We start from the raw sequence: 25,912 nt of genomic DNA, 5'->3' as shown, positions 1-25,912 counted from the left end.
TTGTGGATGATTCCTGGAGAAATTAGACCGAAAAACGGAGTGATTGAAATCAATGTGGGACGAGCAACGAAAAAGGTATTGGTGGCGAATACAGGTGACCGCCCGATACAAGTAGGTTCCCATTTTCATTTTATTGAAGTTAATAGATTTCTAGCGTTTAATCGACAAGATGCGATTGGTATGCACCTCAATATTCCATCAGGTACAGCCGTGCGTTTTGAACCTGGGGAAGAAAAAGAGGTGGAGCTTGTCGAATTTGGTGGTAAACAACATGTCTTTGGCTTAAATATGTTAACAGAGGGCTCTACCCACCATAAGGACGAAATTTTGGACAAGGCAATTGAAGGTGGCTTTAAAGGAGCGGAAGAAAAATGAAGGTAACACATGAAGCTTACGCAAAAATGTTTGGTCCCACTGTGGGGGATAAAGTCCGTTTAGCCGATACGGATTTATGGATTGAAATTGAGAAGGACTATACTTCATACGGTGATGAGGGGGTCTTTGGTGGTGGTAAATCACTACGTGTCTCAATGGGGCAAAATGGTAAAAATACACGCAATGAAGGTGTACTGGATACAGTTATTACCAATGTTATGATTATCGACTATACAGGGATTGTAAAAGCAGATATCGGTATCAAAGATGGTCGTATTATCGGTATAGGGAAAGCAGGCAATCCGAACAGTATGGATGGTGTGGATCAGGATATGATCATAGGTGTGGGAACAGAGGTTTATGCAGGCGAAGGGCTTATTGCAACAGCAGGAGCAATCGACACGCATATCCATTTCATCAGCCCTGATCAGGTGGAAACAGCATTATTAGCAGGGACAACGACATTTATAGGCGGTGGAACAGGTCCAGCAGCAGGCTCAAAAGCGACAAGCTTAACGGCTGGTGAATCGCATCTGCATCGCATGCTACAGGCTGTGGAGGGATTCCCCATCAATGTTGGTTTGCTTGGAAAGGGTAGTGCATCTGATCCTGCGCCTATTATCGAGCAGGTTCGTGCAGGTGCGATCGGGTTGAAAATACATGAGGACTGGGGTGCCACACCAGCTGCACTCGATCAAAGTCTATCGGTGGCAGATGAATATGATATTCAAGTTGCCCTCCACTCCGATACATTGAATGAAGCAGGGTTTGTAGAAGATACAATCAATGCGATTGATGGCCGTGTCATTCATATTTTCCATACGGAAGGTGCGGGTGGCGGTCATGCTCCAGACCAATTAGTGATGGCATCCTTACCTAATATTTTGCCAGCATCGACGAATCCTACGAAACCGTTTACGACAAACACGATTGATGAGCATTTAGATATGCTGATGGTTTGTCACCATCTAAAGCATGATGTACCAGAGGATGTGGCATTTGCAGATTCACGCATACGCCCAGAAACAATTGCAGCAGAAGATATTATGCAGGATTTAGGGATTTTGAGCATCATGTCTTCCGATTCACAAGCGATGGGACGTGTTGGTGAGGTCACAATCCGAACGTTCCAAACAGCAGACAAAATGAAAAAACAGCGTGGTCCATTACCACAGGATGAAGGCAAGGATCACGATAATTATCGCGTTAAGCGTTATATAGCAAAACTAAATATTAACCCAGCTATTGCCCATGGCATAAGCCATGAAGTAGGCTCGCTGGAAGAAGGTAAATTAGCGGATATTGTCTTATGGGACCCAGCGTTCTTTGGGGTGAAGGCGGAAGTTGTCATTAAGGCTGGTATTGCTGTGTATGGCATAACAGGTGATCCAAATGCTTCCATTCCTACACCGCAGCCAATGAAAGGTCGTCCAACATATGGCTTCTACGGTCAAGGGCCACAACATTGCGGCATGACATTTTTACCGAAAATTGCTGTGGAAGAAGGCTTGCCAGAAAAATTAGGCCTAAAACGAATGATTGGCACGGTTTCAAATTGCCGAAATATTCGTAAAGCTGACATGAAGCTTAATAATGCCACTCCGCAGATTGATGTTAATCCAGAAACCTATGAAGTGAAAATTGATGGGGAGCTAGCAACATGTGAGCCAGTGGATGTACTTCCAATGGCACAACGCTATTTCTTATTCTAAGCACATGATATGAGTGTAACAGCGAATACAAAGAAAAAGAGGAGCTAAACCATATGTTAATAGAAAAAATTATTGGCAATATAGCGAATGAAGAAGAACATCCACAAAAGGCAACGGAATGGATTGAGCTAGAGTGGGAGGAATTAAGCAAACGCATTCTTCGCACAGCAACGGATCAAGGAACAGATATCGCTTTACGTATAGAGGGTGAAGAGCCTCTACAATATGGTGACCTATTATTCGAGGATGAGCAACGACGAATTGCAATTCGTACAAAATTGGAGCCAGTTATCGTCATTACACCAAAAGATATGTATGAAATGGGGAAAGCTGCCTTTGAATTGGGCAACCGTCATACTCCTAGCTTGATTGCAAACAATGAAATCATCGTACGAGCAGATCATACGATTAATCCATTATTAGATGAAATTGGGGTGCACTATGAAACAACTGAACGACGCTTCAAGCAACCGTTCAAATACCGTGGACACGCTCACTAATTTATCCTTATTACAATTATTGCAAATTCATGACTCCGCATTTCCAATCGGTTCCTATACACATTCCTATGGTATGGAAACGTATATTCAGGAAGATATCATTCGCACAAAGGAACAATTAGTTGAGTTTTGTCAGGTCTATTTATTTCACAATGTAGTTTACGGTGATGCAATTCTCATACAAGAGGCATTCCATGCAGCTAAAAGAAGAGATGTTGCTCGTCTTATTGAGCTCGACCAACTTTGTGGGGCAATGAAGCTAGCGAAAGAATCTAGAGATGCTAGTGTCAATGTAGGGAAGCAATTTATGCGAACAGTAGCCCCTCTAATGGAGAGCCCTTTTTTATTGCAATGGAAAGAGAAGATTGACCATGAAGAAGTAAAAGGCCATTATGCAGTTCTCTATGGGATTTATTGTGAAGCACTAGGTGTGAACGTTTTTCATGCAATCATGACCTTTATGTACGCATCAATTAGTGGTTTAGTGCAAAATGCTGTCCGTGCTGTACCGTTTGGTCAAAATACAGGTGTGCAAGCATTACATGAGCTATTAGCCTCTGTGGAGGAAGCAGCCGAAACGGTGTTGACGTTAACAATGGATGATCTAGCCAATAATGCACTAGGTATTGAACTGGCGTCCATGAAGCATGAGTTTTTATTTTCGAGATTATTTATTTCATAGAAAGCGAGAGGATATACATGAAACCAGTACGTATTGGTATCGGTGGGCCTGTTGGATCAGGCAAAACATCTTTAGTCGATCAATTAACACGGGTAATGCATGAACACTACAACGTAGCTGTCATTACCAACGATATTTATACAAGAGAAGATGCACAGTATTTAATCACAAACGGTGTGTTAGCAGAGGAGCGAATTATTGGAGTAGAAACAGGTGGTTGTCCACATACAGCCATTCGAGAGGATGCATCCATGAATTTTGCTGCCATTGATGATTTGAATAAGCGCTTTCCTAATTTAGATATTATATTTATTGAAAGCGGTGGCGATAATCTATCGGCAACATTTAGTCCTGAGCTCGTGCATGGCTATATTTATGTGATTGATGTGGCAGAAGGACAGGACATCCCACGTAAGGGTGGTCCAGCGCTAACGCGTTCAGATTTATTGCTAATTAATAAAACTTCGCTAGCTCCTCATGTTGGGGTTGATCTGGAGCTCATGGATCAGGACGTGAAAAAAATGCGTAGTGGACGTCCATATATTTTTGCGGATGTTCGCTCCCAAACAAATGTAGATAAGGTGGTTGAATGGATTCAGCACCATTTGTTACTTGAAGGTGCCGAAGCAGTTGAAGAAGATGTTTAACCCTAGCAAAGTTAATCATTTTGGCAAATTAGAGATGGCCTTTGAACCGAGACGGGGCTATACACGACTTGTTCATGTGTACCAGCAACCCCCATTAAAGGCCAGTCGTGAATTATACGAAGGCAATCATCCAGCAGCCACCGTTTTTATCATGGAATCCTCAGGGGGCATGGTTGCAGGAGATCGCAATGAAATTACGGTTACACTAGCGCCAGATAGTCAGGTGAAGCTAAAGCAACAATCAGCATTAAAAATTTACCCTTCTCACAATGGTGAGTTTTGTACACAAGCTATAACGGTGGAACTTGCAGAGCAGGCGAGATTAGAATGGCTCCCTGAAGTGACGATTCCATTTGAACGAGCAAAATTTCAGGTACATACAACCATTCGTATGAAGGAAAGCTCGACATTGATCTGGGGAGAAATTGTTGCTCCAGGTAGAGAAATGCGAGGAGAAATCTTTGACTATCAAACATTCCAATCCAAATACAAGATCTATGTAAAGGATACTTTGATAGCTTATGACTCGTTGCAGTTTAAGCCGGAGGAGATGAATTTTGCCAAAATCGGCTTGCTTGAAAAGGCACGCTATATTGGTTCTTTGTGGATTGTCTCTCCATCGGTTAACAAACTTCAAATAAGGGATTTACAGGATCAAATCCAACAGGAAAAGTCCCTTCAGGCGAGTGTGACAAAATTGACAGATCAAGCCATTCATTGTAGATGGCTTGCCAAGGAGCAACGAACACTTCACAAAGAAATAAACCGCATGTTCGAGTACATCGCAGCATTGCTGTAATTTCTGTTGTGATAAAGGAGATAGTAAATTGAAAAAGTTTTCCGTATTGATACTTTTGATGGTGCTAGCGGTAGTTTTTGTGGGCTGCTCGTCTAATCAAGGAGGAGAGAAACAACCGACACCTACATCATCTGCCCAGGCAAATGAGCTTGTTTTTGCCTCAGAGTCTGAGTTTTCAGGCTTAAATCCTCTTTTGGAGGAAACCAATTTAGATGCCTTTTTATTTAGAGGTCTGATGCGCTTTGATGAGCATAATGTACCCATCAATGATATTGCTCAAAGTATTAAAATATCAGATGACCAGATGATTTATACCATTTCGATTCACAGGGATGTAACCTTCCATGATGGGCACCCATTAACGGTGGACGATATTATGTTTACCATTAACAGTATTTTGGATGATGCAAACGGTTCTTATTTAAAGTCTGATTTTAGCCATGTTGTGTCAATGGAAAAGGTCAATGACATGACGATGACTATCCAATTAGATGAGCCATTTACACCGCTATTAGACAAATTAACGGTGCCAATTTTACCAAAGCATGCCTTTGAGGGGCAAGAGATGAGAACCGCTACATTTAACCAGCAGCCAATCGGTGCGGGTCCGTATATGTTTGAACAATGGGACAAAGGGACAAGCCTGACACTAAAGGCATATCCATCTTTCTTTGGCACAAAAGCTTCTATCGAGAAAGTAATTTTTAAATTTATCCCCGATAGTAATGTGCGTGCGCTCCAGCTAAAATCGGGTGAGGTCGATATAGCGTTACTAGACCCGAATCAGGTAGAGGAGCTATCGAAGGTCGAGCATTTAAAGCTATATGAGGTGGAATCAGCAGATTATCGTGGTGTTCTCTTTAATATGAAGTATCCTATTTGGCAAGACGTTGCTGTTCGCAAGGCCATTAGCTATGGGACAGATCGTGCAGGTATTGTCAAAGGCATTTTATATGGATACGGTACAGAAGCATACTCGCCGCTACAAAAGCATGCCTTTGTAAACGCCAACATTGAGCATTATAAATATGACCTTGATAAAGCAAGCGAGCTACTCGAACAAGCGGGCTGGCAACTAGCTGAGGATGGTTTCCGCTATAAGAATAATCAAAAATTAGCATTTACTATTACGGCACCTATTACTGACACAGTGCGTGTGAACATGGCTAATTATGTGGCAGAAGGCTATAAAGAGATTGGGGCAGATGTGCAAGTAGCTGCACTCGATTGGAGCAATATTGTCATTGAAGAAACAGAAGCCTTTATGGTTGGCTGGGGAAGCCCGTATGATGCTGACCATCATACGTATAGTCTCTTCCATTCTGGTGAATCCAGTCTCACAAGTGCTGGCTACAATTACGGTAGCTATAACAATCCGAAAGTGGATGCATTGCTAGAGGAGGGGCGTACAACCGTTGATCCTGAAAAACGTAAGGAAGTCTATGGGGCATTACAGGAGGAGCTAGCACAAGATCCACCATTCGCCTACTTTGCCTATGTGGATGCTGTGTATGGTATTAATCAGCAGATTAGTGGCGTCAAAGAGCGCATTTTAGGTCATCATGGGGCAGGCTTCCTCTGGAATGTCGAGGAGTGGAAATGGCATGATCGCTAAATGGATCGGGAAGCGCGTGATAATGGGGACAATTGTCCTCATTATCGTGAGCTTCCTCTCTTTTTTCATGATGCATGCGGCTCCTGGTAATCCAGCTGCAGCGTATTATGGTGGCAATGTCCAAACGTTATCGACAGCGGAGAAAGAACGCATTGAAACAGCTTTTGGTCTGGATCAACCGATACTCTATCAATATGGTGTGTGGCTCCGTGAAGCGATGCAAGGAAATTTAGGCTACTCGGCAAAAGAAGGCAGACCAGTAGCGACAATTATACAAGAACGTTTACCAAATACATTACAGCTCGTTGTTGGAACTTTAGGCATCGTAGCCATTGCCTCAACATGGCTCGGCTTACAGGCAGGCATGAAGGAGGGTTCGTTATTAGATCGCGGACTTTCCTTTGTAAGTATTGCTAGCTCAGCCATTCCTCCATTTTGGCTTGGCATTTTATTCATCATGGTGTTCTCTGTACAACTAGGCTGGTTTCCTTCATCGGGGATGAAGGATGTACGAGGGGATGGCGGCCTTGTGGACCGACTATACCATATGGTTCTTCCTTTATCGGTCCTTGTACTGGCACATGTAGGGGTATTCGCACGTTTTTTACAGGAAAATGTGAAGGCAGAGAAGCATCGTTATTATGTAGAGGTGGCACGTGCCAACGGAGTACCAGAGCGAGCTATTCGTAGGATGATTTTACGCAATGCCATTATTCCATATATCAATTATGTCGGTGTGACCATCCCATCATTTTTTGGAGGATCCATCGTGGTTGAAACATTATTTGGCTGGTCAGGCTTAGGTCAGCTTTTAGTGAAAGCAGTGATGGTAAAGGACTTTCCTGTGCTGATGGGTGCCATTTTAATCACTGGCGTAGTAGTCGTTATCTGTTTATTTGTGATTGATGTCCTCATGATTTGTCTCAATCCCCGCTTAAGAAGAGGGGGAATCGTATGAGAAAAGAGCAAAAAATGCTCATCTTTTGGCTAGTGATTCTTGGTCTTTTAGTAGGCTTCACCCTATTTTCCTCATGGTTAGTGCCTTTTGAGCCAAACGCGATGGATATGAATCATATTTATGAAGCACCTAATGGAACACACCTCCTTGGCACAGATCAGCTAGGTAGAGATGTTCTTTCCCGCCTACTCGTTGGTGGTAGAGTGACCCTTTTTATCGCTACGTTATCGGTTGTTCTATCCAGCATAATTGGCATTATCTATGGCGGTATAAGTGGCTATTTCGGTGGAGCTATTGATGCAGTGATGATGCGTATACTAGAGGCATTTTTAACAATTCCATCTTTAGTGATTGTGCTTGCTCTTCAAGCGATTATGCAAGGAAGTGTATGGCGCATGGCAATGATTATGGGGTGCACAGGCTGGTTTGTCACTGCCCGTATCGTGCGCTCTGAATTTATCCGGTTGAAGGAATTAGAGTTTATCCACATGGCGAAGATGTTTCGCACGCCGCTGTGGAAGATTCTTTTTCGTCATTTATTGCGTAATAGTCTTCCCGCCATTTTTGTCGTGACGATATTTAATTTTGCTGGTGCTATTTTTACGGAAGTATCCTTAAGCTTTTTAGGTATCGGTGTTCCACCGTCCATTCCATCGTGGGGGACGATGCTCTATACTGCACAAAATGATTTACTTGTCGGGGCTTGGTGGATGGGCCTTTTTCCTGGGATGTTCATTTTCGTAACGATTTTATGCGTGCAAGCTATTGGTAGTAGATTTAAGCAGAGAGGGGGACAGACCCATGTTTAAAATAGAGAATGTTACTGTTCGAATAAACGAAAAATTTATATTGAATGATCTCTCGTTTACGGTGCCAAAAGGTCAGATTACCGTGATGATAGGTGAAAGCGGTAGTGGAAAAAGCACCATGCTCTCTGCCATTCTAGGCATGCTTCCAGCGCAAGCAACAGTTGAAGGCTCAATCTTTTTTAATGGAAGAAATATAGTGGAATTAGCAAAACAGGATCAAGCTGTACTACGCCAAAGGCACTTCTTTACGATTTTTCAGGATGCTGCTAATAGCTTTTCGCCAACGCAAAAAATGAAACAGCAATTGTATGGATTAACTGCCTTACGGATGGGGCAGACAAAGGCAGTATTTCTAGCTGAAATGAAGCATATTGTACAGGATTTACATTTACCAGCAGATGTGTTGGAGCGCTATCCCTTCGAGCTTTCTGGAGGAATGCTACAACGCTGTATGCTTGCCTGTGCTCTTTATCTGGCGCCAGCTGTTTTATTAGCGGATGAACCAACCTCTTCCTTAGATATGCTACATCAACAGGAATTTATTCAACAATTGAAAAGGCTTCATACACAGCTAGAAACAACCGTACTCTTAATTACCCATGATTTAGATGTAGCTGCTTCCATCGCGGATTTTATCCTCGTCATGAAAAATGGAGAAATTGTGGAGCGAGGGCGAGTAACAGAAATCTTTGAGCAGCCTAAGCATCCATACACTAGTCAGCTAGTTGCGCATCATTTTTAGGAGGAGGTGTGGGCTTTGATACTTCAGGTTCACAATATTTGTAAAAGCTATCGAAAGGGACGCCCAATATTAAATCATATTCATCTTACTGTAGGAAAAGGGGAAATAGTCGGCTTAGTAGGAGAAAGTGGCAGTGGCAAAAGCACATTGGCCAAAGTAATTATGCAGCTAGAAGCTCCTGAAAAAGGGGCAGTATACTTTCAACAGCAACCAATAACCAAGCATCGTCGCGCAGCTTTTTATGACAACTGCCAGATTATTTTTCAAAATGCAACAGCCTCTTTAAATCCCATGTGGACTGTAAGGGACCTATTAAGAGAGCCGCTTCAGCATAAGCAACCTATAACGGACACCTATTTACAGACCATGCTGGAGAAGGTCAAGCTACCAACAGATATCTTACATGCCTTGCCCTCTGAGCTAAGTGGCGGAGAAAAACAACGAGTTAATTTATTACGATCCCTTTTGGTCGAGCCACAATTAATCGTATGTGATGAAATTATTTCAAGCCTAGATCGCTTGATTCAACGAGAAATCGTTGATTTATTAAAGACCTTGAATAAAGAAAGGGCAATGGCCATTCTCTTTATCTCTCATGACTTAAAGGCTGTTTCCTATTTATGCGATCGCATTTATGTGATGAAGGCTGGAACCATTGTTGATGAGAGCAACAAAGAGAATAACGGCTTTACCTTCACGGACAGCTATGCAAAAATGCTGTTTCAGGCAATGGATCATTGATTTGGCAAAACACTTCCTTTGAATGGGAAGTGTTTTTTTATGAGTGAACGAGCGCAGCTCATTTTTCAGTGAACTCCTCAGATATTGTGTAGATCGTATGCGTATCCTCGACATGCATCAAACTACTGTTTTGCCCTTTATCACCTAACCAAAGATGATAGCGATATTTGTTTCCTGCCTTGTCCACTATTTGTCCATCATATTCTGGCGAAGCCATATTGACAACACCCTCGTTTTTGACTGTTGTTGCAATGGCTTGTTGGAATAGTGTAAGTGATTCTTCATCCGTATATTCTTTAAAAAAATCAGTGTTCACCTTGTTAAATTTAGCACCAATAGAAATGCTGACCTTAGCTAATTCATCATCTGGTTTTTCATTACATCCTAGTAAAACAACGGCTAGTAGAGACACTAAGGCAGCTATCATTATTCGCAACCACTCACCCCCTCTATAGGCTAAATAATACCACCATTTCCTGTCGTAGCTCTCACTTCTTTGTAATACATTAAATAAACGAGAGCGAAAGGGGACAGATAGTGGGCTTATTTGATGGATTGATCGGCAATGCAAGCGAGGTGAATTTAGAAAAACTACAGGAGGAGGTCCATAATTTATTAATTCCAAACGAGACAGTCAAGAACGCCTATAAAATTATTAGAGACACGTTTATTTTTACCAATAAACGATTGATCCTCATTGATAAGCAAGGAGTGACTGGCAAGAAAACAGAGTATCATTCCATTCCCTATAAAAATATCGTTCATTTTTCAGTCGAAACAGCTGGAACATTTGATTTAGATGCAGAGCTTAAAATATGGGTGTCTGGCAGTCCATTACCGATTCAAAAAAACTTCAATAAGGCGACAAATATTTATAAGGTGCAAAGCGTCTTAGCACAGTATGTTTTGGGGACGTAATGAAGATGCTAATAGTACGTGTGCACAACCCAAAGCCCGCAGATTTGCGAGGCTTTTCTGTCGTGCCAGGAAGGGGGCGGTGTAACGGATTTTAAATCGGCTTCATGATTACGGTAAGCTCGAAAATACTGTCAAGTGTAAATAAGAGCGCCTTGCCGAGACCTTATTCAAATACAATCATTTCTCCGACTTCTTTAAACCCGAAGCGTTTATAAATATTTTTTCCATCCTCTGATGCCTGTAAGACTACGGGCTTTTGCTTATCGATTGTTTGACTGAGTAGGAATTGAAACATCTCACTGCCATAACCCTTGCCCCTATACGCATCTTTTGTCATCACATCATAAATCCCATAGCTATGTTTACTGTCGATTAATAATCCCGTAGCGATAGGTACTTCCTTTATACAACCAATAAACATGCGGGCATTTGATGCTAGTTTTTCCTGTGAGAATTTATGAAAGTAAATTTCTAATGCATCTCTTTCTGCTGTTTCTCCAAATAAACTTAGAAAAACTTCCTTATATTGTAGAAGATCTTCCTTGTTACTTACTTCTGTGATGGTAAGATAATTGGAAATTCGTGGACCTGTGTGAAGTGTATGGTCAAGCTTCATCATCATATTTCGTTCAGCTTCCTGTAAATTGCAGTCTTTTATCAGTTGTAGCCAATCATCGCTTAGATAGTTGGCATCCACCCACGTGCTGAAGGGAAGTTTATTCACAATGAAATGATTAATCCTTTGTTTAAGATGATTTTCCTTATGAATTATAGGCGATTTCGCTACTAACAAATTAAATGTATCAGTTGGAATATTTGTATTGGCTATGACAAAATGAGCTTCCTCTATAATTTGTCCAGAAACGGCTCGAGTAAATAGTTTCATTTTTTCCTCTAAATTACTCGTTACTAATTGTTGACTTGTTTTCATATTTTTCATCCTTCCACTATTAGAAGTACACTATCTTTCATTATAAAGTCAATGAAAGATAAAAAATACGCAGTTCACCTTTTTTATATCCCCCTATAACTTTATTAGTAGTTTGGAAAATATTATGATATTTGACTTTAGAAAAACACTACTTTACAATTGATTTTAGTAATCTAATAGGAATGTGGAGTACACTCGATTCCTATGACAACTGAATAGCGTGTAGTAAGAGGTGTAAATTGCGTGCAATTTGCTTAAAAGGGAAGTCGGTGTGAATCCGACACTGTCCCGCAACTGTAAATGTGAGCGACTTTTCAGCAACCACTGTCAAATGACGGGAAGGAGAAAAGAAGCGATGATCATGAGTCAGGATACCTGCCTGTTACGAGTACACACCATAAACCTACGAGGAATAGGAGGTGGCATGTTGACAAAACAGAATGCTCTGTTCGTCACAGTACGTCAAACGCCCATAGTAAATGAAAGGGTTCACCATCGAACTCGTTCACACATACTTAGGGTTTGTTTGGCATTGTGTGATGAAAGAAGATAAAATGAAGGATTTCCTCAAAAGTAGGGAGTCCTTTTTGTTTTGAAAATATGTACGCAAAGGGGATGCACGTATGACAAATATTCATGTAACGACAACGTTGGAAACGCCTTATGAAGATCTGAACATTTGTAAGCAACCACGCACAGAAGTTGCCAAGAAAGCGAAAACAAGAATGGTGGTCGAGTCTCTGATCGATCAATTATTAGCAACGAAGCTGATTCGTAATGATCGCTTCTTTGAGCAAATCTTATATAATAAAGAAATTATTTGGATACAAAATGGGGATGTGGACGGTCATCTTTTAGCGAAAGCAGCCATAGCAGATGAACTAAAAACAAAGACGAATAGTTTTATGATGTACATGCCGACCAATCCGATTGTCTATGAGGTCAAAGGAGAAGCGTATCACTTAATTACGCGCATTGATTCTACACGCGCAAAGCCCAACCTCGACCGTCTATCATTGGAGCCCAAGCCTGTTTTAAGTGCCGCTCGTGTCAATGACTTATTATGCTCGATTGTCATGCGCTTTTACGAAACATATTTATATGATTTAGCATCTCATCATGACAAACTCATTGCATTTGTGCAGCAGGAATATGCCCAATTTATTGAAGCGGTGCAAGCGTTAAATGATTATCATTTCAACTGGCATCCACGTGGCAACGGTCACGAGCTTTTACTGCAATTAATTGATCATCTACAACTATTAAAAAGTCAACCTGGTAAGGTACTCATTGATTTTACGAACAAGCATGACTATGTAATAGTTGAACCCGCATATTTGTTGGACAATCCAACAAAGAAAGCTGTCGGTGCACTATAAAAACAAGCCCTCCATTTTTTGGAGGGCTTGTAATATCTTATGGCAGGGTAGAGATATATTGATGCCCAAGCAAGAAATACCCGCGCTAGAGCGATGGATACCCGCGGAAGCCGAGGAAATACCCGAAGCGAGCAGGCTCATCCCATCCTACAGGCAATGCATGGCTGCCTGTGCTTCTTGCCATGGAACCGAATATCCTTTGCCCTTAGCACAAAAGATACTAGAGGAACTATACTCAGGGTCGGCATTTCTATCGTAGCCAAACTGTGCAATCACATCCTCTGTATTATGGCACACATCATAGCCATCAAATTGGAGTGTGAGTGCACCTTTCCCATTTGTATAGGCGGCAAAGGTTGTACTGTAGCTCATTAAAGTGGCAACAGGTGCACGACCTGTTAGGATAACATCCGTTTCGGATAAAATCGGGTCATCGAACGTGCCAGCTGCTTGCTGAATATCAGTCATCATACGACCGATAAAGTCATTTGAAGCTTTCATTTTAAAGCGATAATAGGGTTCAAGTAGGACATTTTGTGCCTGCTCCAGCCCCTGACGCAGGGCACGGAAACTGGCTTCACGGAAATCTCCCCCCGATGTATGTTCATTGTGCCCGCGACCTGTTAGAAGTGTAAAATGAATATCTGTTACAGGGAAGCCTGTCAGTAGCCCATGATGGTCACGCTCAAACAGATGCTTTTCAACAAGGCGCTGATTGCCTACAGATAAATGATCGGCATGACAGGCATTGGTGAAGGTATTACCTGTTCCACGTGGATTTGGCTCCATTAATAAATGAACTTCTGCATAATGCTTGAGGGGCTCGAAATGACCATAGCCCGTTACGGTCGTCGCAATGGTTTCCATGTATAAAATTTGCGGCTCACCAAAGGAGACAGCTAATGAAAAACGCGTCATTAATACCTCTGTCAGGACCTCCAATTGAATGGCACCCATAATATGCACATGGATTTCCTGAAATTTTTCCTGCCAGACCACACGCAAGGACGGCTCTTCTGCTTCGAGTAACCGGAAAATCTGTAGCACTTCCTTGATATGCTGATCACCCTCATATTGAACCTTTGCCTGTAAGGTTGGGACAAGCTCATAGGGCTGTGATAGCATCGTTGTACCGATTCGATCCCCAATGTTTGCCTGGCTCAGTCCTTTGACAGCGAAAATTTCTCCTGCCTCTACCTGTTGAACGGTCTCAAAGCGACTGCCGTTATAAAGGCGAATTTCGGTCACTTTTTCTGTTACTTCGTCAAATGAAAATTCATCTCGTACATGCAACGAGCCTTTGGTTGCCTTCATAAAGGTTAAACGCTGGTGCCCATCATGACGAATCTTAAAAACCTCGCCCTCAAACGGGGCATCCTTGTCAAAATGGGAAGCCGTTAACAGCGGGAGCTGGTCAAGAAATTCCTGAATGCCCTCATCCTTTAAGGCCGAGCCAGCAAAGCAAGGGAAGGCACCTTCATTTTTAATCATTTCCTTTAATTGAGCAAGACACTGTTCATGCTCCAATGACTCATTTAGAAAGGCATCAAGCAATTTTTCGTCGCGCTCCGCCAGCCATTCCATAATATTATTTGATACATAGTCTGCTCGAAGTGGCTCATCGATGAACAATACATGCTGAGAACAATCTTTGCGAAGCTGTCTGATGACAGCCTCCATATTGGCACCCTCACGATCCATTTTATTGATAAAGAAGAAGGTAGGGACATGGTATTGACGTAAAAGTTGCCACACTGTTTCTGTATGGCCCTGTATCCCTTCGACAGCGCTAATGATAATAATGGCATAATCCATCACACGAATAGCACGCTCCATCTCAGGGGAGAAATCGACATGCCCTGGCGTATCAATCAATGTGTATGTATCATCGCCAATATTTATGCGCCCTTGCTCGGCAAATATCGTAATGCCTCGTCTGCGCTCTAGCTCATGATGATCAAGAAAGGTATCCTGATGATCAACTCGCCCCCGTGCTTGAATACTATTTGTATGAAAAAGCACTTGCTCAGAGAAGGTCGTTTTTCCTGCATCCACGTGCGCAAGTACACCGATCGTTTTGTACATAAGAAATCCTCGTTTCTATAGAATGCTATCTTTTTATTGTAACAGAATACTAGCTTCTATATTTCTTGTAAAATAGTTCGTCTTTATGTCAAAATAGTGCTAATATAATGATGATTATACTTTTAGTGTCATACTACTGATTGCGCGATAAATTTTCTTCTGCTAGTCTATCAATAGTATTGACCATTATAGAACGTATTGGTGCAAATGGCATTTGTCATTTGCTTAAAAGGGAAATCGGTGCAATTCCGATGCTGTCCCGCAACTGTAAATGGGGAGTCTATACAGCATGCCACTGTAGTGAAACTATGGGAAGGCGTATAGATGATGAACCTAAGCCAGGATACCTGCCAGTATGTATTTTTTGACTAAGAACCACGAGGATGGGGATAGTGATGAAGGTAATGATACCGTTATTTCACTATGCTACTCTCTTGGCGACAAGAGGGTTTTTTTATGCCCTTCCAACTACCTTAGTAGTAAAGAAGTCTCTGATTTCTTTCTATATTTTAACAGCAAAGGAGAAAAGGACATGAAGAAATGGAAAAGTATATGGCTGATGATGATCATTGCCTTGGTCGCTGTTTTAGGGGCTTGTAACGCAAAGGACAAAACGGAATCAGCTGCACAAGGTGAAAAGGTTGAGCCATCTGAGGCGGCAGCAGAAGTAACCATTGAAAATAATGACACAACTCAAACATATACGGAAGCACCAACAAAAGCGATTAGCTTAAATCAACATGTGACAGAAATCATGCTTGCACTTGGTTTAGAGGATTCTATGGTAGGGACAGCTTACTTAGATGATAAAATCTATGAACCACTGCAAGAGGCATACGATAAGGTCCCTGTTCTTTCCGATCAATACCCAACGAAGGAGCAAGTCATCGATGCCGAGGCAGATTTCCTATATGCTGGCTGGAAAAGTGGCTTTGGCGAAAAGGGTGTAGGCACACCAGAAGAGCTTGAAGAATTAGGCATCCATACGTATTTACATACGGCTTCCAACATGACAAAGCCAACAATAGAAGATATTTTCACTGATATTCGCAATATCGCGAAGATTTTCCGTATTGAGGATCGTGGCGAAGCTTTAATTGAGCAAATGACGAAAGATGTAGAGGCAGTACAAGCTAAATTACCAAAAGATAGCGAAAAATTACGTGTTCTTGTGTTTGATAGCGGTGAAAAGGATGTATTTACAGCTGGTCAAAACTTTATGAATGAGCTTGTGACAATCGCGGGTGGACAAAATATCTTTGGTGATGTGGAATCTAGCTGGACAACTGTGTCGAAGGAAGATGCAGTAGACCGCAACCCAGAGGTAGTTGTCGTGATTGATTACGGTGAAACAACGGCAGACCAAAAGATCCAATTCTTAAAAAATGATCCAGCCTTAAAGGAGATGGAAGCGGTCAAAAATGAGCGCTTTGTCATCCTGCCACTTTCAGCAGCGTCTGAAGGAGTTCGTGCGGCAGAGGCCATTGAAATTTTAGCAAAGGGCTTCTATCCTGAAAACTTTTAATCCATTCGAGCTAGCGTTTTGCTAGCTCCTTTTTTATAAGGAGCGATAAAAATGAACGCATTTCAAAAAAATGTACCAGATCAAACATTTGAAACACTGAACGGTCATGGTGAGTTTACCCGTCTAGCCGTTAGCCCTGGCATTATTAATAAGCATTATACTCCTGCACAATTCCAAAAAATAGCCGAAATTGCTGGCGAAAAGGGGGCGATAAAATATTCTGCTTCCTATAGTATACTCGTATCCATACCAACGTGCGATGCCACGGAAGCGGTGCAAGCCTTACAGGAAGCAGGTCTTTATGTTGCTCCCTCTGGTTCAATCATAGCCATGAAGGCCTGCGATTTTTGTGATGGGGAGAAAATGGAGGCTGCTCCGATAACCGAACAGCTCTATCATGCCATAGAGGGGATGAAGGTACCTGCAAGAGTGCGTGTCAATATTAATGGCTGTGCATCAGCTTGCTACAATGCAGTCTATGATGATATTGGACTCGTTTACCAACAAGAAAGCTTTGATGTCTATTTAGGGGCAGTACCAATGGGAGCAAAGGCACAGGCTGGCACGTTATTCGCTAAGAGGGTAGACGTCACACAAATTGAAGATTTTTTACTGCACCTGATAAACCTTTATAAGGAGCATGCTCGCCCAAATGAGCCCTTTTATAAATTTTATCGCAGAACAAAGTCAGCAGAATATTGGGAACTAGTGAAAAATTCAATTCAATAGAGGAATATTACTTAGGGTGTCGAAGTATTGTAGTAAGGCACAGAAAATTACAATACAAAGGAGCAAGAACATGACATCGAAACAAGGGATTCAACCAGAAGATCTTTATCACTTAAAATCAGTAGCAGATCCACAGCTTTCACCAGATGGGACAGAGGTAGTTTATGTAGAGACTCGTATGGACGAGAAGAAAAATGACTATATATCGAATTTGTTTTACATAAACTTGAAGGACAAAACACCACAGCAATGGACATTTGGTGAAGATAGAACGAGTTCCCCTGTTTGGTCACCAGATGGCAGTCAAATTGCATTTTTGTCAACGAGAACAGGTAAGTCGCAAATTTATGTTCTTTCGAAAACAGGTGGAGAGGCAAAACAGGTGACACATTGTAAAAATGGAGCGACCTCCCCTGTCTGGTCACCATGTGGCAAGAAAATTGCTTTTTCAGTCGTGCTAGGGAAAGATGAAACCATCCTAGATAAAGCGGAGGATGAGAAGAAAAAGGATAAAGAACTAAAGCCACTAGAAATCGAGAAAATGAAACACAAATCGGATGCTGGTGGATTTATGGATATGGAGCAGTTTACCCATATTGCCATTGTCAATGTGGCATCAGGAGAGCTAGAACAAGTGACAGAAGGCAAAGAGTACTGCCATCTAGGTACTTGGTCGCCAGATGGCAAATACCTTACGTACTTAGCAAATAAAGTGGAGGATTTAGATTTCTCATTTAATGTGGATATCTATTTATTGGAGTTAGAAACGAAACAGAGTCACAAGCTAACAGAAGGTTCGGGTGCTTATTACCAAACGGCTTGGTCTCCGAATAGTCGCTATCTTTCTTTTGTAGGTGGAGAACGTGAATTTGAAAATGCCACACAAGCAAAGCTTTGGATGTATGACATGGAGCAAAAACTACTAAACTGTGTAACAAGTGAATTTGATGCGCCTGTTGGTGATTATGTCATCGGTGATTTCCTGCAAGGTGTAGCGTCACCACGAGTGCAATGGATGAATGATAATCATAGCTTCTACTTCCAAGTCACAGATCACGGCAATGCGGCGATTTATTACGGAAATGTAGATGGCGAAATTTACCCAGCTATCCATGATGATCAATATGTCTATGGCTTCTCACTTGATGCGCAAAACGATCAGGCTATTGCGGCTATTAGCACAACGACCAATCCAGGCGATCTGTTTTATGTGAACCTAAAAACGGGTGACAAAGAACAGTTGACGTCCATTAATGAAGATTTTTTAAAAACCAAAACATTAGCTGTTCCAGAGAGTATCGAATTTGAAGGTGCTGAAGGCTGGAAGGTCAACGGCTGGATTATGAAGCCAGTTGGCTATGAAGCAGGGAAGAAGTATCCTCTCATTCTTGAAATCCATGGTGGTCCGCATGCAATGTATGGCAATACCTACTTTAATGAATTCCAAATCCTTGCTGCACAAGGCTTTGCAGTGCTTTATACGAATCCGCGTGGTAGTCATGGCTATGGCCAAAAATTTGTGGATGCAGTACGTGGCGATTATGGTGGTAATGATTATGCGGACTTAATGGCAGCGGTAGACTACGCTCTGGAGCACTATGATTTTATTGATCAAGATCGTCTAGGTGTAACTGGTGGAAGCTACGGTGGTTTTATGACCAACTGGATTGTGGGCCATACAAATCGCTTTAAAGCAGCTGTGACGCAGCGCTCCATTTCGAACTGGATTAGCTTTGCTGGTGTCAGTGATATCGGCTATTATTTTACAGACTGGCAAATTCAAGCAGGACTCGATGATATAGAGAAGCTATGGCATCATTCGCCACTGAAGTATGTAGACAAAGTGGAGACACCATTATTGATTTTACATGGTGAAAAAGACTATCGTTGTCCAATTGAGCAGGCAGAGCAATTGTTTATCGCCTTAAAATATCGTAAAAAACAAACAAAATTCGTGCGTTTCCCTGAGGCGAATCATGAACTTTCAAGAAGTGGAAAGCCTACATTACGAATTAATCGACTTGAATATATCCGTGATTGGTTTGTGAAATATCTATAATCGGGTGGCCTAAGAAGAGAACATCTTCTTAGGCTACTTTTAATAGAAGGGCTCTGTTTGATTGTTTATAACGTTTCAATCTTTTGGAACCTTTATTGTAGAGGTACCGAACCTCCTTAGGTAGAATCAACTTTTCCTTACATAAAAAGAATCACACCTTGGTGTGATTCTCGATTGGTTAGTCGATTTTCTGGATGAACACGACCTTCAGATAATTAAATTCAGGGTATTCACGTGGTACACGGAAATCCTTCGGTAAACCGTATTCCTCGACAATTTTATAGCGTGTACGAGTCTCTTTAAAGGCTTGGTCAATAAAGCCTTTGAACTTTTTCATGCCAAAGCTGGCATTATTTGTGGAAGCCACAATGATGCCGTTTTTAGCGGTAATGGCAATCGTGTCCTTTAGTAATTTAGGGTAGTCCTTTGCCGTTGAAAAGGTCATTTGCTTCGTACGTGCAAAGCTAGGTGGGTCTAATACGACAAGGTCAAACTGTAAAGCATGGCGCTGTGCATATTTAAAATAATGGAAGACATCCATGACTTTTATATCCTGTGCCTCATAATCAATATGATTGACACTAAATTGCTCAATCGTTTTGGCTAGACTGCGCTTTGCCACATCTACACTCGTTGTCTTGATGGCTCCTCCTAGAGCGGCTGCCACAGAAAATGCTCCTGTATAGGAAAATGTATTCAGCATGTCTGTGTTGTTGGCATAACGCTCTCGAATAGCCAATCGTACCTCACGTTGATCGAGGAAAATCCCTGTCATGGCGCCATCGTTTAAATGCACCGCATAGGTCATACCATTTTCCTTCACCATGATAGGAAATTCTCCTGGCGTGCCCATTACAAAATCATCTTGCTCGATATATTGTCCTTTACTATCAAAGCGTTTTTTCTCATAAATCGCTTGGTAGTCTACTGTCTCAGCAAGCGCCTCATACACCACTTCTTTAAATGAGTAAATGCCCCCACTATACCAGCTTACCATGTAGTAGCTGTTAAAAAAATCAATCGTAAGTCCGCCGATGCCATCTCCTTCACCATTAAACACACGAAAGGCTGTTGTGTTTTCATTGCTAAAAAATGCAGCACGATTGTCGATGGCTTTTTTGAATTTTTTTTTAAAAAAAGCTTTATCAATTGTTTCATTCGCATCGGTCGTTAGCACCCAGCCAATCCCTTTGTTTTGGATGCCGTAGTAACCTGTTCCAATAAAACGGTTATGATGATCCATGAGTCTGAGGAGTGTTCCTTGCTCAGCAGGTAAACGTCGTGCATCAACCGCATCTTTTGAAATAAGTGGGAAGCCTTTTTTTAATTGATCAGAAAAGGGCTGTTGTATTTGTAGAGCTATTGTTTGTGTCATAGTGTCATCCTTTAAAAAACGTTTTGCTCTATTATCGCACTGTTTGCGCGGGATAGCCAAACTTATTTCAGGAATTGCGCAATTTTTGTCACGGTTTCAATCGTTGCTTCTTCAAAATAATTCATTTTACTGAAATAACTATGGATTAAACCTGGCATTGTAATATGTTCCACTACCACACCAGCAGCCTTTAACTTTTGTGCATAGCTTAGACCCTCATCAAAGAGAACATCTGCCTCTGCAGCTATAATGAATGTTTTCGGCATGTTACGGACTTCCTCTAGCTGAAGTGGGGACACAAGTGGATTTGTGAAGTTTGCTTCCTCTGTATAGTGATGAGAGAACCACTGCATGGCTTGTGTATCTAAGCCGTAATCTTCACCATATGCCAGATAAGATACTGTTGAAAAATCGACATTTGTGACAGGATAGATGAGTGTTTGAGCGTGTAACGATGGTCCCTCGAGTGCAGTAGCTAAGTATGCAACCACAGTAGCCAAATTTCCGCCAGCACTGTCCCCAGCAACTGATAATCGACTTGCATCGCCACCTAAGGATTCCATATGATCGTGCACCCATACTAAGCTATCATAGGCATCATGTAAGGGTGTTGGGAAAGGATATTCAGGTGCTAAGCGGTAATCCACTGATACCACAATCGCCTGTGCCTGGTCTGCTAATAACTGGCAGCCTGCATCGACAGATTCTAGATTGCCATAGACCCAGCCTCCCCCATGATAAAAAACAATAACAGGTAATGTTTTACCGAGAACAGGCGTATAAAGCCGAACTGTAATTTGTTCGCCATCTCGCACTGTAATTTTGTGATCCTCCATGGATGCTAGCTTCGGTTTGTGTGCAGATTGCCATTGTGTAACCGTCCGCATGGCTCTCGCTTCCTGAGGTGAAACTTTGTAATAAGGTGTACCAGTACGCTGAGCTTCTAGATATTGAACAGCTTCTTTTCTTAAAGTTATCATCTTCATCATTCCTTTATTGAGAGGTTTGTTATTCCTATTATAAACTATTCATATAATTTTACTAGGATTTAGGTGTAACAAATGTTTATTTATTTAAAAATAGGTGAAACAAGCGCATTATGTTTATAATAAAAGGGACGAAAGTATTTGGAGGGACAGTATGATTTCTTTAATTGTGGCACATGATGACAATTACGTCATCGGATATAACAATGGGATGCCTTGGCATTTACCTGGGGATCTGCAGTATTTTAAACAAAAAACAATGGGCAAGCCTATGATTATGGGACGTAAAACATTTGAATCCATCGGTCGACCACTTCCAGGGCGACGCAACATCGTCATTACACGAGACGAGAACTATCAGGCAGAAGGCATTGAAATTGTCACTAGCTTGGAAGGTGCTTTAGCGCTAGCTGGAGATGTACCTGAGGTGATGATTATTGGCGGCGAGCAAATTTTCCGTTTAGTGATGGAGATGGCTGATCGCTTGTATATCACAAAAATTAATCATGCCTTTCAGGGTGACACCTATTTCCCGAGCTATGAGCAAGATTTTGTTCAAGTCTCTTCAGAGGAGCCTGAAACAGCACCAGAAGGTTATACATTCCAATATCAAATTTTTGAACGTAAATAAACGAAAAAGCAATCGCTCCCTTCACAATGAGCGATTGCTTTTATTATAGATAAAAATAAACACACGCATACATGGAGGCACAGCCAGCTAGCACAAAGAGATGCCAGATTGCATGGTTAAAGGGCAGAGAGCGCCATGCATAAAAGATGGCTCCAATCGTATAGAATAGCCCACCTGCTAGCAGTAAAGCAAAGCCATGTAAACCTAAATACAGATAAACGGGCTTAATGGCAAATATAATTAACCAGCCCATGCCAATATAAAAAATTAATGAAAGTACTTCAAAGCGATTAATAAAGAAACATTTAAACAATACACCAAGCACAGCCAATGACCAAATAATACATAGTAGCGTCAATCCAAGGGAACCACCAACGGCAATTAATAAAAACGGCGTATAGGTGCCGGCAATTAAAATATAAATGGACGAATGGTCCAAAATAGCGAAAAAGTGTTTATATTTTTCTGGCATACTGTGTAGTAATGTAGACATTAAAAACAGAATGATGACAGACGCACCGAAAATGCTGAAGGTTGTAATATGTAGGGCATTTCCTGTTTGTACGGCTGCTAACAGTAGAACAACCAGTGCTGGAATACTAGCAATGAAACCAATACCGTGTGTTATGGCATTCCACAGCTCTTCCCTCCATGATTTATAGTCAAATGAATCAACCATTTGAAACACTCCTTTCGTTCGTACATTTACTATACCCCAATAATTTATAGATGAACATTTACATTTGTCATATAGTTCATATCAAAAATGTCATAAGCCTGTCATATTCTTTGAGGGGCATTGATAGACAAGAGGTAGGTGAAAACGCTATAGTATCCAAGGTAGCGTTTACATGCTAGCTAGGACAGAGCTTTGCCTAATGACAAATGTCATGTTTACATAATGATTCATTAGTCTATATAATAAATTTTAATGAAGTAAAAGGATGTGTCGAAGTGAGACGAATTCATATAGTAACGGACTCAACTTGTGATTTAACAAAAGAAGAAGTAGCACAACATGGCATACATATCGTGCCTTTAACGATTCAAATTGATGGTCAAACATATACAGATGGAGTGGACTTAGAGCCACCATCTTTTTTAGGCTTAATGAAAAATGCAAAAAATTTACCGAAAAGTTCACAACCAGCACCAGGTAAATTTAAGGAATTATATGATGAGCTCGGTAAAGATGGCGATCAAATTATCTCCATCCATATGACTGGTGGTATGAGTGGCACAGTAGAATCAGCTCGTCAAGCAGCTCAAATGACAGATGCCGATGTGACAGTCATTGACTCACGCTTTATCGCGATTGGTTTAGCTATCCAACTACGAGAGGCCATCCGCATGCGAGATGAAGGCGCCACTGTGGAGGACATCGTGACACGTTTAGAAAAGGTACGAGACAATACACATTTATACGTTATTGTAGACACGCTCGAAAACTTAATCAAAGGCGGTCGAATTGGTAAAGGCACAGGCTTTATCGGTTCCCTCCTAAACATCAAAGTCATTGCCAACCTTGAAGGTGGCGTATACAATCCTGTGTCAAAGGTACGTAGTCATAAACAAGTAGTCAATTTTTTATTTAAACAATTCCAAGCAGATACAGCTGGAAAAACAGTTAAGGCAGTCGGCATTTCCCATGCAGATGGCCTAGTAACGATGGGCAACCCATTAAAAGCGCTGATCGAAGAAACTGGCTTTAACGATGTTGAAATTGCCTTTACATCTCCAATCATCTCGACACATACAGGTCCAGGAGCAATTGGTTTTATTTATTTTGCAGAATAACAGGAAGGAGCTACTACATAAGTAAATGTAGTGGCTTTTTTATTATGCGTGGATCTCCTAGCAGGATGAGCGGATTATTCAAAGATGAGCAGTTTTTGTTTAGCTGTGATCAGTTTTCCACTAACTATGAGCGTGAGCGGCTTCAATTAAATAGTAATCGTGTTGAACAGTAGCTTCAATCAAACAGTGATCACGTTGCCACCAAAAATAAATCAGACATCCTACTAATTATCATCCCTTCTGCATAAAGGCACACTGTATAAACACACATTTTTCCATACATACACCTGAGGAAATTTGGCAAGCACACAAAATTATGGAGAACTAAGGGGAAGTCACTTTTCATGGCGGCATGAACTATTCTATAATAGAAGTAATAGAAAGGGATGGAAGGTGGTCAAATGGACATTTGGCGATTTATGTTGTCATGTTTGACCGTCTTTGTACTAAGTGGTTGTGCAATATCAATCGATGAACCGAATCCGCAAGCAGAACCTGAAGGTGAGCAAGCAGGAACGGAGCAAGATATACCGCAGGATGAGCAACAAACAGAAGATGAGGAAAAAACATCTAAGAATATGTTGACGCAAATTTTTGAACATTTTTTTGAGCCATCAGCAGAGGATTTATCGCAAATTGATGAAGAACAAGCAAAGCAACTACATTACTTGGCACTGGGAGATTCGTTGACAGATGGTGTCGGTGATGAGTATAGTCAAGACGGTTATGTTGGAAGATTAGCAGATTCATTGCTCGCATGGCCTTCGATTTCGGATGTAGAGGTTGATAATCGGGGCAAACGTGGCAGACGCAGCGATCAGCTACTAAAATTAGTGAAAAAAGGGCATTATGATGAGGAGCTGCAAGAAGCACAGCTAATTTCCTTAACAATGGGTGGCAATGATGTCATGAAGGTCGTCAGGCAGGATTTATTTAACCTGAAACGTGATGCTTTTGATAAGGAATTACTGGCATACAAGGAACGTTACAGCAAAATCGTAGAAGGCATTCGTGCTAAAAATCCGACAGTGCCCTTATTACTCATTGGTTTTTACAATCCATTTTCGATTGTAACCAATGAGGCGAATGAATTTGATACGATTATCACAGAATGGAATAATGTGATAGAGGAAGTAGCCAGCAAGGATTCCAATGCTTGTTACGTATCAGTAGAAGATTTGTTTGATTCAAATGAAGAGCTCGTCTATCATACAGACTTTTTCCACCCGAATGCAAAGGGGTATGAAAAAATGACAGAGCGTATACTAGCAGCAATGGAGCAGTGTGGTATGGAAAAAAAGATTAACAAGGCAATAGGCTTCGAGGAGTGACAAAATGAATAAATGGAAAGTCGCGTTTTTCGCCTTAGCGGGCACAGTGCTTTTTGCAATCCTCCTCGTCGTTTTTTTAGCAACTAGACCAGTGGATGGCGTCCATGTTGCGAAGAGTTCAGCAGGTGAAAGTGAAAGCAAAGGAAATGTACTCGTGGTGCAAACCACAACAAAGGAATTAGAATCGATCTCAAAAAAATACCTAAAGGATGCAGCGAAAGGCTCACCTTTACCACTTGATTTCACAATTGGGGATGATATTCAACTACGTAGCACACTGACGGTATTCTATACGGAAATCCCCATTTCCATGAATTTTGATCCTATTGTGGATGACAAGGGGAATATTATTTTAAAACAGACAGGCATGAATGTAGGGTTATTAAACATTCCACCAGAAACGACAATGAAAATCATGCGCGATTCGGTGGAGTTTCCCTCATGGATTACCGTGAATCCGAATAAAGCAGAAATATATATTGATTTATCGCGCATTAACATTGCCTCTGGTTCACGTGTACGTGCTAAAGAGTTGGACTTACCAAAGGATAAAATCTTATTGGAAATTATTGTTCCTGGTGAATAA

General features: G+C 41.4%; 26 protein-coding genes and 2 riboswitches. Of the genes, 20 read left to right on the top strand and 6 right to left on the bottom strand.

Going from position 1 to position 25,912, the window contains the following annotated elements; genetic code table 11:
• The first annotated feature begins 6 nt into the window (after positions 1 to 6).
• The 11 genes from QH639_RS21815 to QH639_RS21765 are packed head-to-tail and all read left to right on the top strand — an operon-like array spanning position 7 to position 9,580.
• Positions 7 to 375, top strand: coding sequence for an urease subunit beta (locus QH639_RS21815; protein WP_016992588.1), 369 nt, complete (start codon positions 7 to 9; stop codon positions 373 to 375).
• Positions 372 to 2,087, top strand: a complete 1,716-nt coding sequence (gene ureC, locus QH639_RS21810) for an urease subunit alpha (protein ID WP_131520314.1) — start codon at positions 372 to 374, stop codon at positions 2,085 to 2,087. The genes QH639_RS21815 and ureC overlap by 4 nt, the downstream gene beginning before the upstream one ends.
• A gap of 53 nt (positions 2,088 to 2,140) precedes the next feature.
• On the top strand, positions 2,141 to 2,587 hold the full coding sequence (locus tag QH639_RS21805; protein ID WP_048395740.1) for an urease accessory protein UreE: 447 nt from the start codon (positions 2,141 to 2,143) through the stop codon (positions 2,585 to 2,587).
• Positions 2,529 to 3,269, top strand: coding sequence for an urease accessory protein UreF (locus QH639_RS21800; RefSeq protein WP_241489974.1), 741 nt, complete (start codon positions 2,529 to 2,531; stop codon positions 3,267 to 3,269). The genes QH639_RS21805 and QH639_RS21800 overlap by 59 nt, the downstream gene beginning before the upstream one ends.
• Positions 3,270 to 3,286: 17 nt before the next feature.
• A complete protein-coding gene (gene ureG, locus QH639_RS21795; protein WP_054549250.1) occupies positions 3,287 to 3,916 on the top strand; it encodes an urease accessory protein UreG in 630 nt (209 codons plus the stop codon).
• Positions 3,909 to 4,715 carry an urease accessory protein UreD gene (locus QH639_RS21790; RefSeq protein ID WP_131520410.1) on the top strand — a complete coding sequence of 269 codons (807 nt, stop codon included), beginning with the start codon at positions 3,909 to 3,911 and terminating at the stop codon, positions 4,713 to 4,715. Before ureG ends, QH639_RS21790 begins: the two co-directional genes overlap by 8 nt.
• 28 nt (positions 4,716 to 4,743) lie before the next feature.
• Complete coding sequence (locus QH639_RS21785; RefSeq protein ID WP_227744881.1) at positions 4,744 to 6,330, top strand: ABC transporter substrate-binding protein; 1,587 nt, start codon at positions 4,744 to 4,746, stop codon at positions 6,328 to 6,330.
• The gene (locus tag QH639_RS21780) at positions 6,320 to 7,288 is read left to right on the top strand and encodes an ABC transporter permease (protein ID WP_281115245.1); all 969 of its coding nucleotides are present in this window, start codon (positions 6,320 to 6,322) and stop codon (positions 7,286 to 7,288) included. The genes QH639_RS21785 and QH639_RS21780 overlap by 11 nt, the downstream gene beginning before the upstream one ends.
• Positions 7,285 to 8,097, top strand: a complete 813-nt coding sequence (locus QH639_RS21775) for an ABC transporter permease (protein WP_054549248.1) — start codon at positions 7,285 to 7,287, stop codon at positions 8,095 to 8,097. Before QH639_RS21780 ends, QH639_RS21775 begins: the two co-directional genes overlap by 4 nt.
• On the top strand, positions 8,090 to 8,839 hold the full coding sequence (locus QH639_RS21770; RefSeq protein ID WP_131520311.1) for an ATP-binding cassette domain-containing protein: 750 nt from the start codon (positions 8,090 to 8,092) through the stop codon (positions 8,837 to 8,839). The genes QH639_RS21775 and QH639_RS21770 overlap by 8 nt, the downstream gene beginning before the upstream one ends.
• A gap of 15 nt (positions 8,840 to 8,854) precedes the next feature.
• Positions 8,855 to 9,580, top strand: a complete 726-nt coding sequence (locus tag QH639_RS21765; protein WP_131520310.1) for an ABC transporter ATP-binding protein — start codon at positions 8,855 to 8,857, stop codon at positions 9,578 to 9,580.
• 58 nt (positions 9,581 to 9,638) lie between these two features.
• On the opposite strand, the gene QH639_RS21760 is transcribed toward QH639_RS21765, so the two are convergent.
• Positions 9,639 to 10,007, bottom strand: a complete 369-nt coding sequence (locus tag QH639_RS21760; RefSeq protein ID WP_281116218.1) for a YhfM domain-containing protein — start codon at positions 10,005 to 10,007, stop codon at positions 9,639 to 9,641.
• A 110-nt stretch (positions 10,008 to 10,117) separates the two neighbouring features.
• Between QH639_RS21760 and QH639_RS21755 the strand changes: the two genes are divergently transcribed.
• Positions 10,118 to 10,498: a PH domain-containing protein gene (locus QH639_RS21755; RefSeq protein ID WP_048395723.1), complete on the top strand. Its 381-nt coding sequence runs from the start codon at positions 10,118 to 10,120 to the stop codon at positions 10,496 to 10,498.
• Positions 10,499 to 10,661: 163 nt separating this feature from the next.
• Here the strand turns inward: QH639_RS21755 and QH639_RS21750 are convergent, their stop codons facing one another.
• Complete coding sequence (locus QH639_RS21750; RefSeq protein ID WP_281115244.1) at positions 10,662 to 11,429, bottom strand: GNAT family N-acetyltransferase; 768 nt, start codon at positions 11,427 to 11,429, stop codon at positions 10,662 to 10,664.
• Positions 11,430 to 11,642: 213 nt separating this feature from the next.
• A riboswitch (cobalamin riboswitch) is annotated at positions 11,643 to 11,826 on the top strand.
• Positions 11,827 to 12,052: 226 nt separating this feature from the next.
• Between QH639_RS21750 and QH639_RS21745 the strand changes: the two genes are divergently transcribed.
• The gene (locus tag QH639_RS21745; protein ID WP_131520308.1) at positions 12,053 to 12,808 is read left to right on the top strand and encodes a hypothetical protein; all 756 of its coding nucleotides are present in this window, start codon (positions 12,053 to 12,055) and stop codon (positions 12,806 to 12,808) included.
• A 147-nt stretch (positions 12,809 to 12,955) separates the two neighbouring features.
• Here QH639_RS21745 and QH639_RS21740 read toward each other — a convergent pair whose 3' ends face one another.
• Entirely contained in the window at positions 12,956 to 14,893 is a 1,938-nt protein-coding gene (locus QH639_RS21740; protein ID WP_281115243.1) for an elongation factor G, read from the bottom strand.
• A 182-nt stretch (positions 14,894 to 15,075) separates the two neighbouring features.
• A riboswitch (cobalamin riboswitch) is annotated at positions 15,076 to 15,262 on the top strand.
• A 163-nt stretch (positions 15,263 to 15,425) separates the two neighbouring features.
• Here QH639_RS21740 and QH639_RS21735 point away from each other — a divergent pair.
• The 3 genes from QH639_RS21735 (at position 15,426) to QH639_RS21725 (ending at position 19,206) form a co-directional block, all read left to right on the top strand.
• On the top strand, positions 15,426 to 16,418 hold the full coding sequence (locus QH639_RS21735; RefSeq protein ID WP_281115242.1) for an ABC transporter substrate-binding protein: 993 nt from the start codon (positions 15,426 to 15,428) through the stop codon (positions 16,416 to 16,418).
• 51 nt (positions 16,419 to 16,469) lie between these two features.
• Positions 16,470 to 17,147 carry a precorrin-3B methylase gene (locus QH639_RS21730; RefSeq protein WP_131520305.1) on the top strand — a complete coding sequence of 226 codons (678 nt, stop codon included), beginning with the start codon at positions 16,470 to 16,472 and terminating at the stop codon, positions 17,145 to 17,147.
• Positions 17,148 to 17,217: 70 nt separating this feature from the next.
• The gene (locus QH639_RS21725) at positions 17,218 to 19,206 is read left to right on the top strand and encodes a S9 family peptidase (protein WP_281115241.1); all 1,989 of its coding nucleotides are present in this window, start codon (positions 17,218 to 17,220) and stop codon (positions 19,204 to 19,206) included.
• 178 nt (positions 19,207 to 19,384) lie between these two features.
• Here the strand turns inward: QH639_RS21725 and QH639_RS21720 are convergent, their stop codons facing one another.
• Positions 19,385 to 20,581: a class I SAM-dependent rRNA methyltransferase gene (locus QH639_RS21720; RefSeq protein ID WP_281115240.1), complete on the bottom strand. Its 1,197-nt coding sequence runs from the start codon at positions 20,579 to 20,581 to the stop codon at positions 19,385 to 19,387.
• Positions 20,582 to 20,643: 62 nt separating this feature from the next.
• Entirely contained in the window at positions 20,644 to 21,561 is a 918-nt protein-coding gene (locus QH639_RS21715) for an alpha/beta hydrolase (protein WP_281115239.1), read from the bottom strand.
• A gap of 160 nt (positions 21,562 to 21,721) precedes the next feature.
• On the opposite strand from QH639_RS21715, the gene QH639_RS21710 reads away from it, so the two are divergent.
• Complete coding sequence (locus QH639_RS21710; RefSeq protein WP_131520301.1) at positions 21,722 to 22,198, top strand: dihydrofolate reductase; 477 nt, start codon at positions 21,722 to 21,724, stop codon at positions 22,196 to 22,198.
• A 43-nt stretch (positions 22,199 to 22,241) separates the two neighbouring features.
• Here the strand turns inward: QH639_RS21710 and trhA are convergent, their stop codons facing one another.
• Positions 22,242 to 22,877, bottom strand: a complete 636-nt coding sequence (gene trhA / locus QH639_RS21705; RefSeq protein ID WP_048395699.1) for a PAQR family membrane homeostasis protein TrhA — start codon at positions 22,875 to 22,877, stop codon at positions 22,242 to 22,244.
• 275 nt (positions 22,878 to 23,152) lie between these two features.
• On the opposite strand from trhA, the gene QH639_RS21700 reads away from it, so the two are divergent.
• From QH639_RS21700 to QH639_RS21690, 3 genes are all read left to right on the top strand, one after another.
• Positions 23,153 to 23,995: a DegV family protein gene (locus QH639_RS21700; RefSeq protein ID WP_131520299.1), complete on the top strand. Its 843-nt coding sequence runs from the start codon at positions 23,153 to 23,155 to the stop codon at positions 23,993 to 23,995.
• Positions 23,996 to 24,396: 401 nt separating this feature from the next.
• The gene (locus tag QH639_RS21695; RefSeq protein WP_227744879.1) at positions 24,397 to 25,326 is read left to right on the top strand and encodes a GDSL-type esterase/lipase family protein; all 930 of its coding nucleotides are present in this window, start codon (positions 24,397 to 24,399) and stop codon (positions 25,324 to 25,326) included.
• A gap of 4 nt (positions 25,327 to 25,330) precedes the next feature.
• Positions 25,331 to 25,912, top strand: a complete 582-nt coding sequence (locus QH639_RS21690; protein WP_048395694.1) for a YpmS family protein — start codon at positions 25,331 to 25,333, stop codon at positions 25,910 to 25,912.

Source organism: Lysinibacillus sp. 1 U-2021 (assembly GCF_029916965.1).
GTDB classification, from domain to species: Bacteria; Bacillota; Bacilli; order Bacillales_A; family Planococcaceae; genus Lysinibacillus; species Lysinibacillus capsici.
Note: the sequence above shows the minus strand (reverse complement) of the source record. Positions and strands in the feature narration are given on the sequence as shown.

Bases quoted from the DNA above. Each gene is read 5' to 3' on its own strand.
- QH639_RS21815 (WP_016992588.1), top strand. From the start codon at position 7: ATGATTCCTGGAGAAATTAGACCGAAAAACGGAGTGATTGAAATCAAT.
- ureC (WP_131520314.1), top strand. From the start codon at position 372: ATGAAGGTAACACATGAAGCTTACGCAAAAATGTTTGGTCCCACTGTG.
- QH639_RS21805 (WP_048395740.1), top strand. From the start codon at position 2,141: ATGTTAATAGAAAAAATTATTGGCAATATAGCGAATGAAGAAGAACAT.
- QH639_RS21800 (WP_241489974.1), top strand. From the start codon at position 2,529: ATGAAACAACTGAACGACGCTTCAAGCAACCGTTCAAATACCGTGGAC.
- ureG (WP_054549250.1), top strand. From the start codon at position 3,287: ATGAAACCAGTACGTATTGGTATCGGTGGGCCTGTTGGATCAGGCAAA.
- QH639_RS21790 (WP_131520410.1), top strand. From the start codon at position 3,909: ATGTTTAACCCTAGCAAAGTTAATCATTTTGGCAAATTAGAGATGGCC.
- QH639_RS21780 (WP_281115245.1), top strand. From the start codon at position 6,320: ATGATCGCTAAATGGATCGGGAAGCGCGTGATAATGGGGACAATTGTC.
- QH639_RS21775 (WP_054549248.1), top strand. From the start codon at position 7,285: ATGAGAAAAGAGCAAAAAATGCTCATCTTTTGGCTAGTGATTCTTGGT.
- QH639_RS21770 (WP_131520311.1), top strand. From the start codon at position 8,090: ATGTTTAAAATAGAGAATGTTACTGTTCGAATAAACGAAAAATTTATA.
- QH639_RS21760 (WP_281116218.1), bottom strand. From the start codon at position 10,007: ATGATAGCTGCCTTAGTGTCTCTACTAGCCGTTGTTTTACTAGGATGT.
- QH639_RS21750 (WP_281115244.1), bottom strand. From the start codon at position 11,429: ATGAAAACAAGTCAACAATTAGTAACGAGTAATTTAGAGGAAAAAATG.
- QH639_RS21745 (WP_131520308.1), top strand. From the start codon at position 12,053: ATGACAAATATTCATGTAACGACAACGTTGGAAACGCCTTATGAAGAT.
- QH639_RS21740 (WP_281115243.1), bottom strand. From the start codon at position 14,893: ATGTACAAAACGATCGGTGTACTTGCGCACGTGGATGCAGGAAAAACG.
- QH639_RS21735 (WP_281115242.1), top strand. From the start codon at position 15,426: ATGAAGAAATGGAAAAGTATATGGCTGATGATGATCATTGCCTTGGTC.
- QH639_RS21730 (WP_131520305.1), top strand. From the start codon at position 16,470: ATGAACGCATTTCAAAAAAATGTACCAGATCAAACATTTGAAACACTG.
- QH639_RS21725 (WP_281115241.1), top strand. From the start codon at position 17,218: ATGACATCGAAACAAGGGATTCAACCAGAAGATCTTTATCACTTAAAA.
- QH639_RS21720 (WP_281115240.1), bottom strand. From the start codon at position 20,581: ATGACACAAACAATAGCTCTACAAATACAACAGCCCTTTTCTGATCAA.
- QH639_RS21715 (WP_281115239.1), bottom strand. From the start codon at position 21,561: ATGATAACTTTAAGAAAAGAAGCTGTTCAATATCTAGAAGCTCAGCGT.
- QH639_RS21710 (WP_131520301.1), top strand. From the start codon at position 21,722: ATGATTTCTTTAATTGTGGCACATGATGACAATTACGTCATCGGATAT.
- trhA (WP_048395699.1), bottom strand. From the start codon at position 22,877: ATGGTTGATTCATTTGACTATAAATCATGGAGGGAAGAGCTGTGGAAT.
- QH639_RS21695 (WP_227744879.1), top strand. From the start codon at position 24,397: ATGGACATTTGGCGATTTATGTTGTCATGTTTGACCGTCTTTGTACTA.
- QH639_RS21690 (WP_048395694.1), top strand. From the start codon at position 25,331: ATGAATAAATGGAAAGTCGCGTTTTTCGCCTTAGCGGGCACAGTGCTT.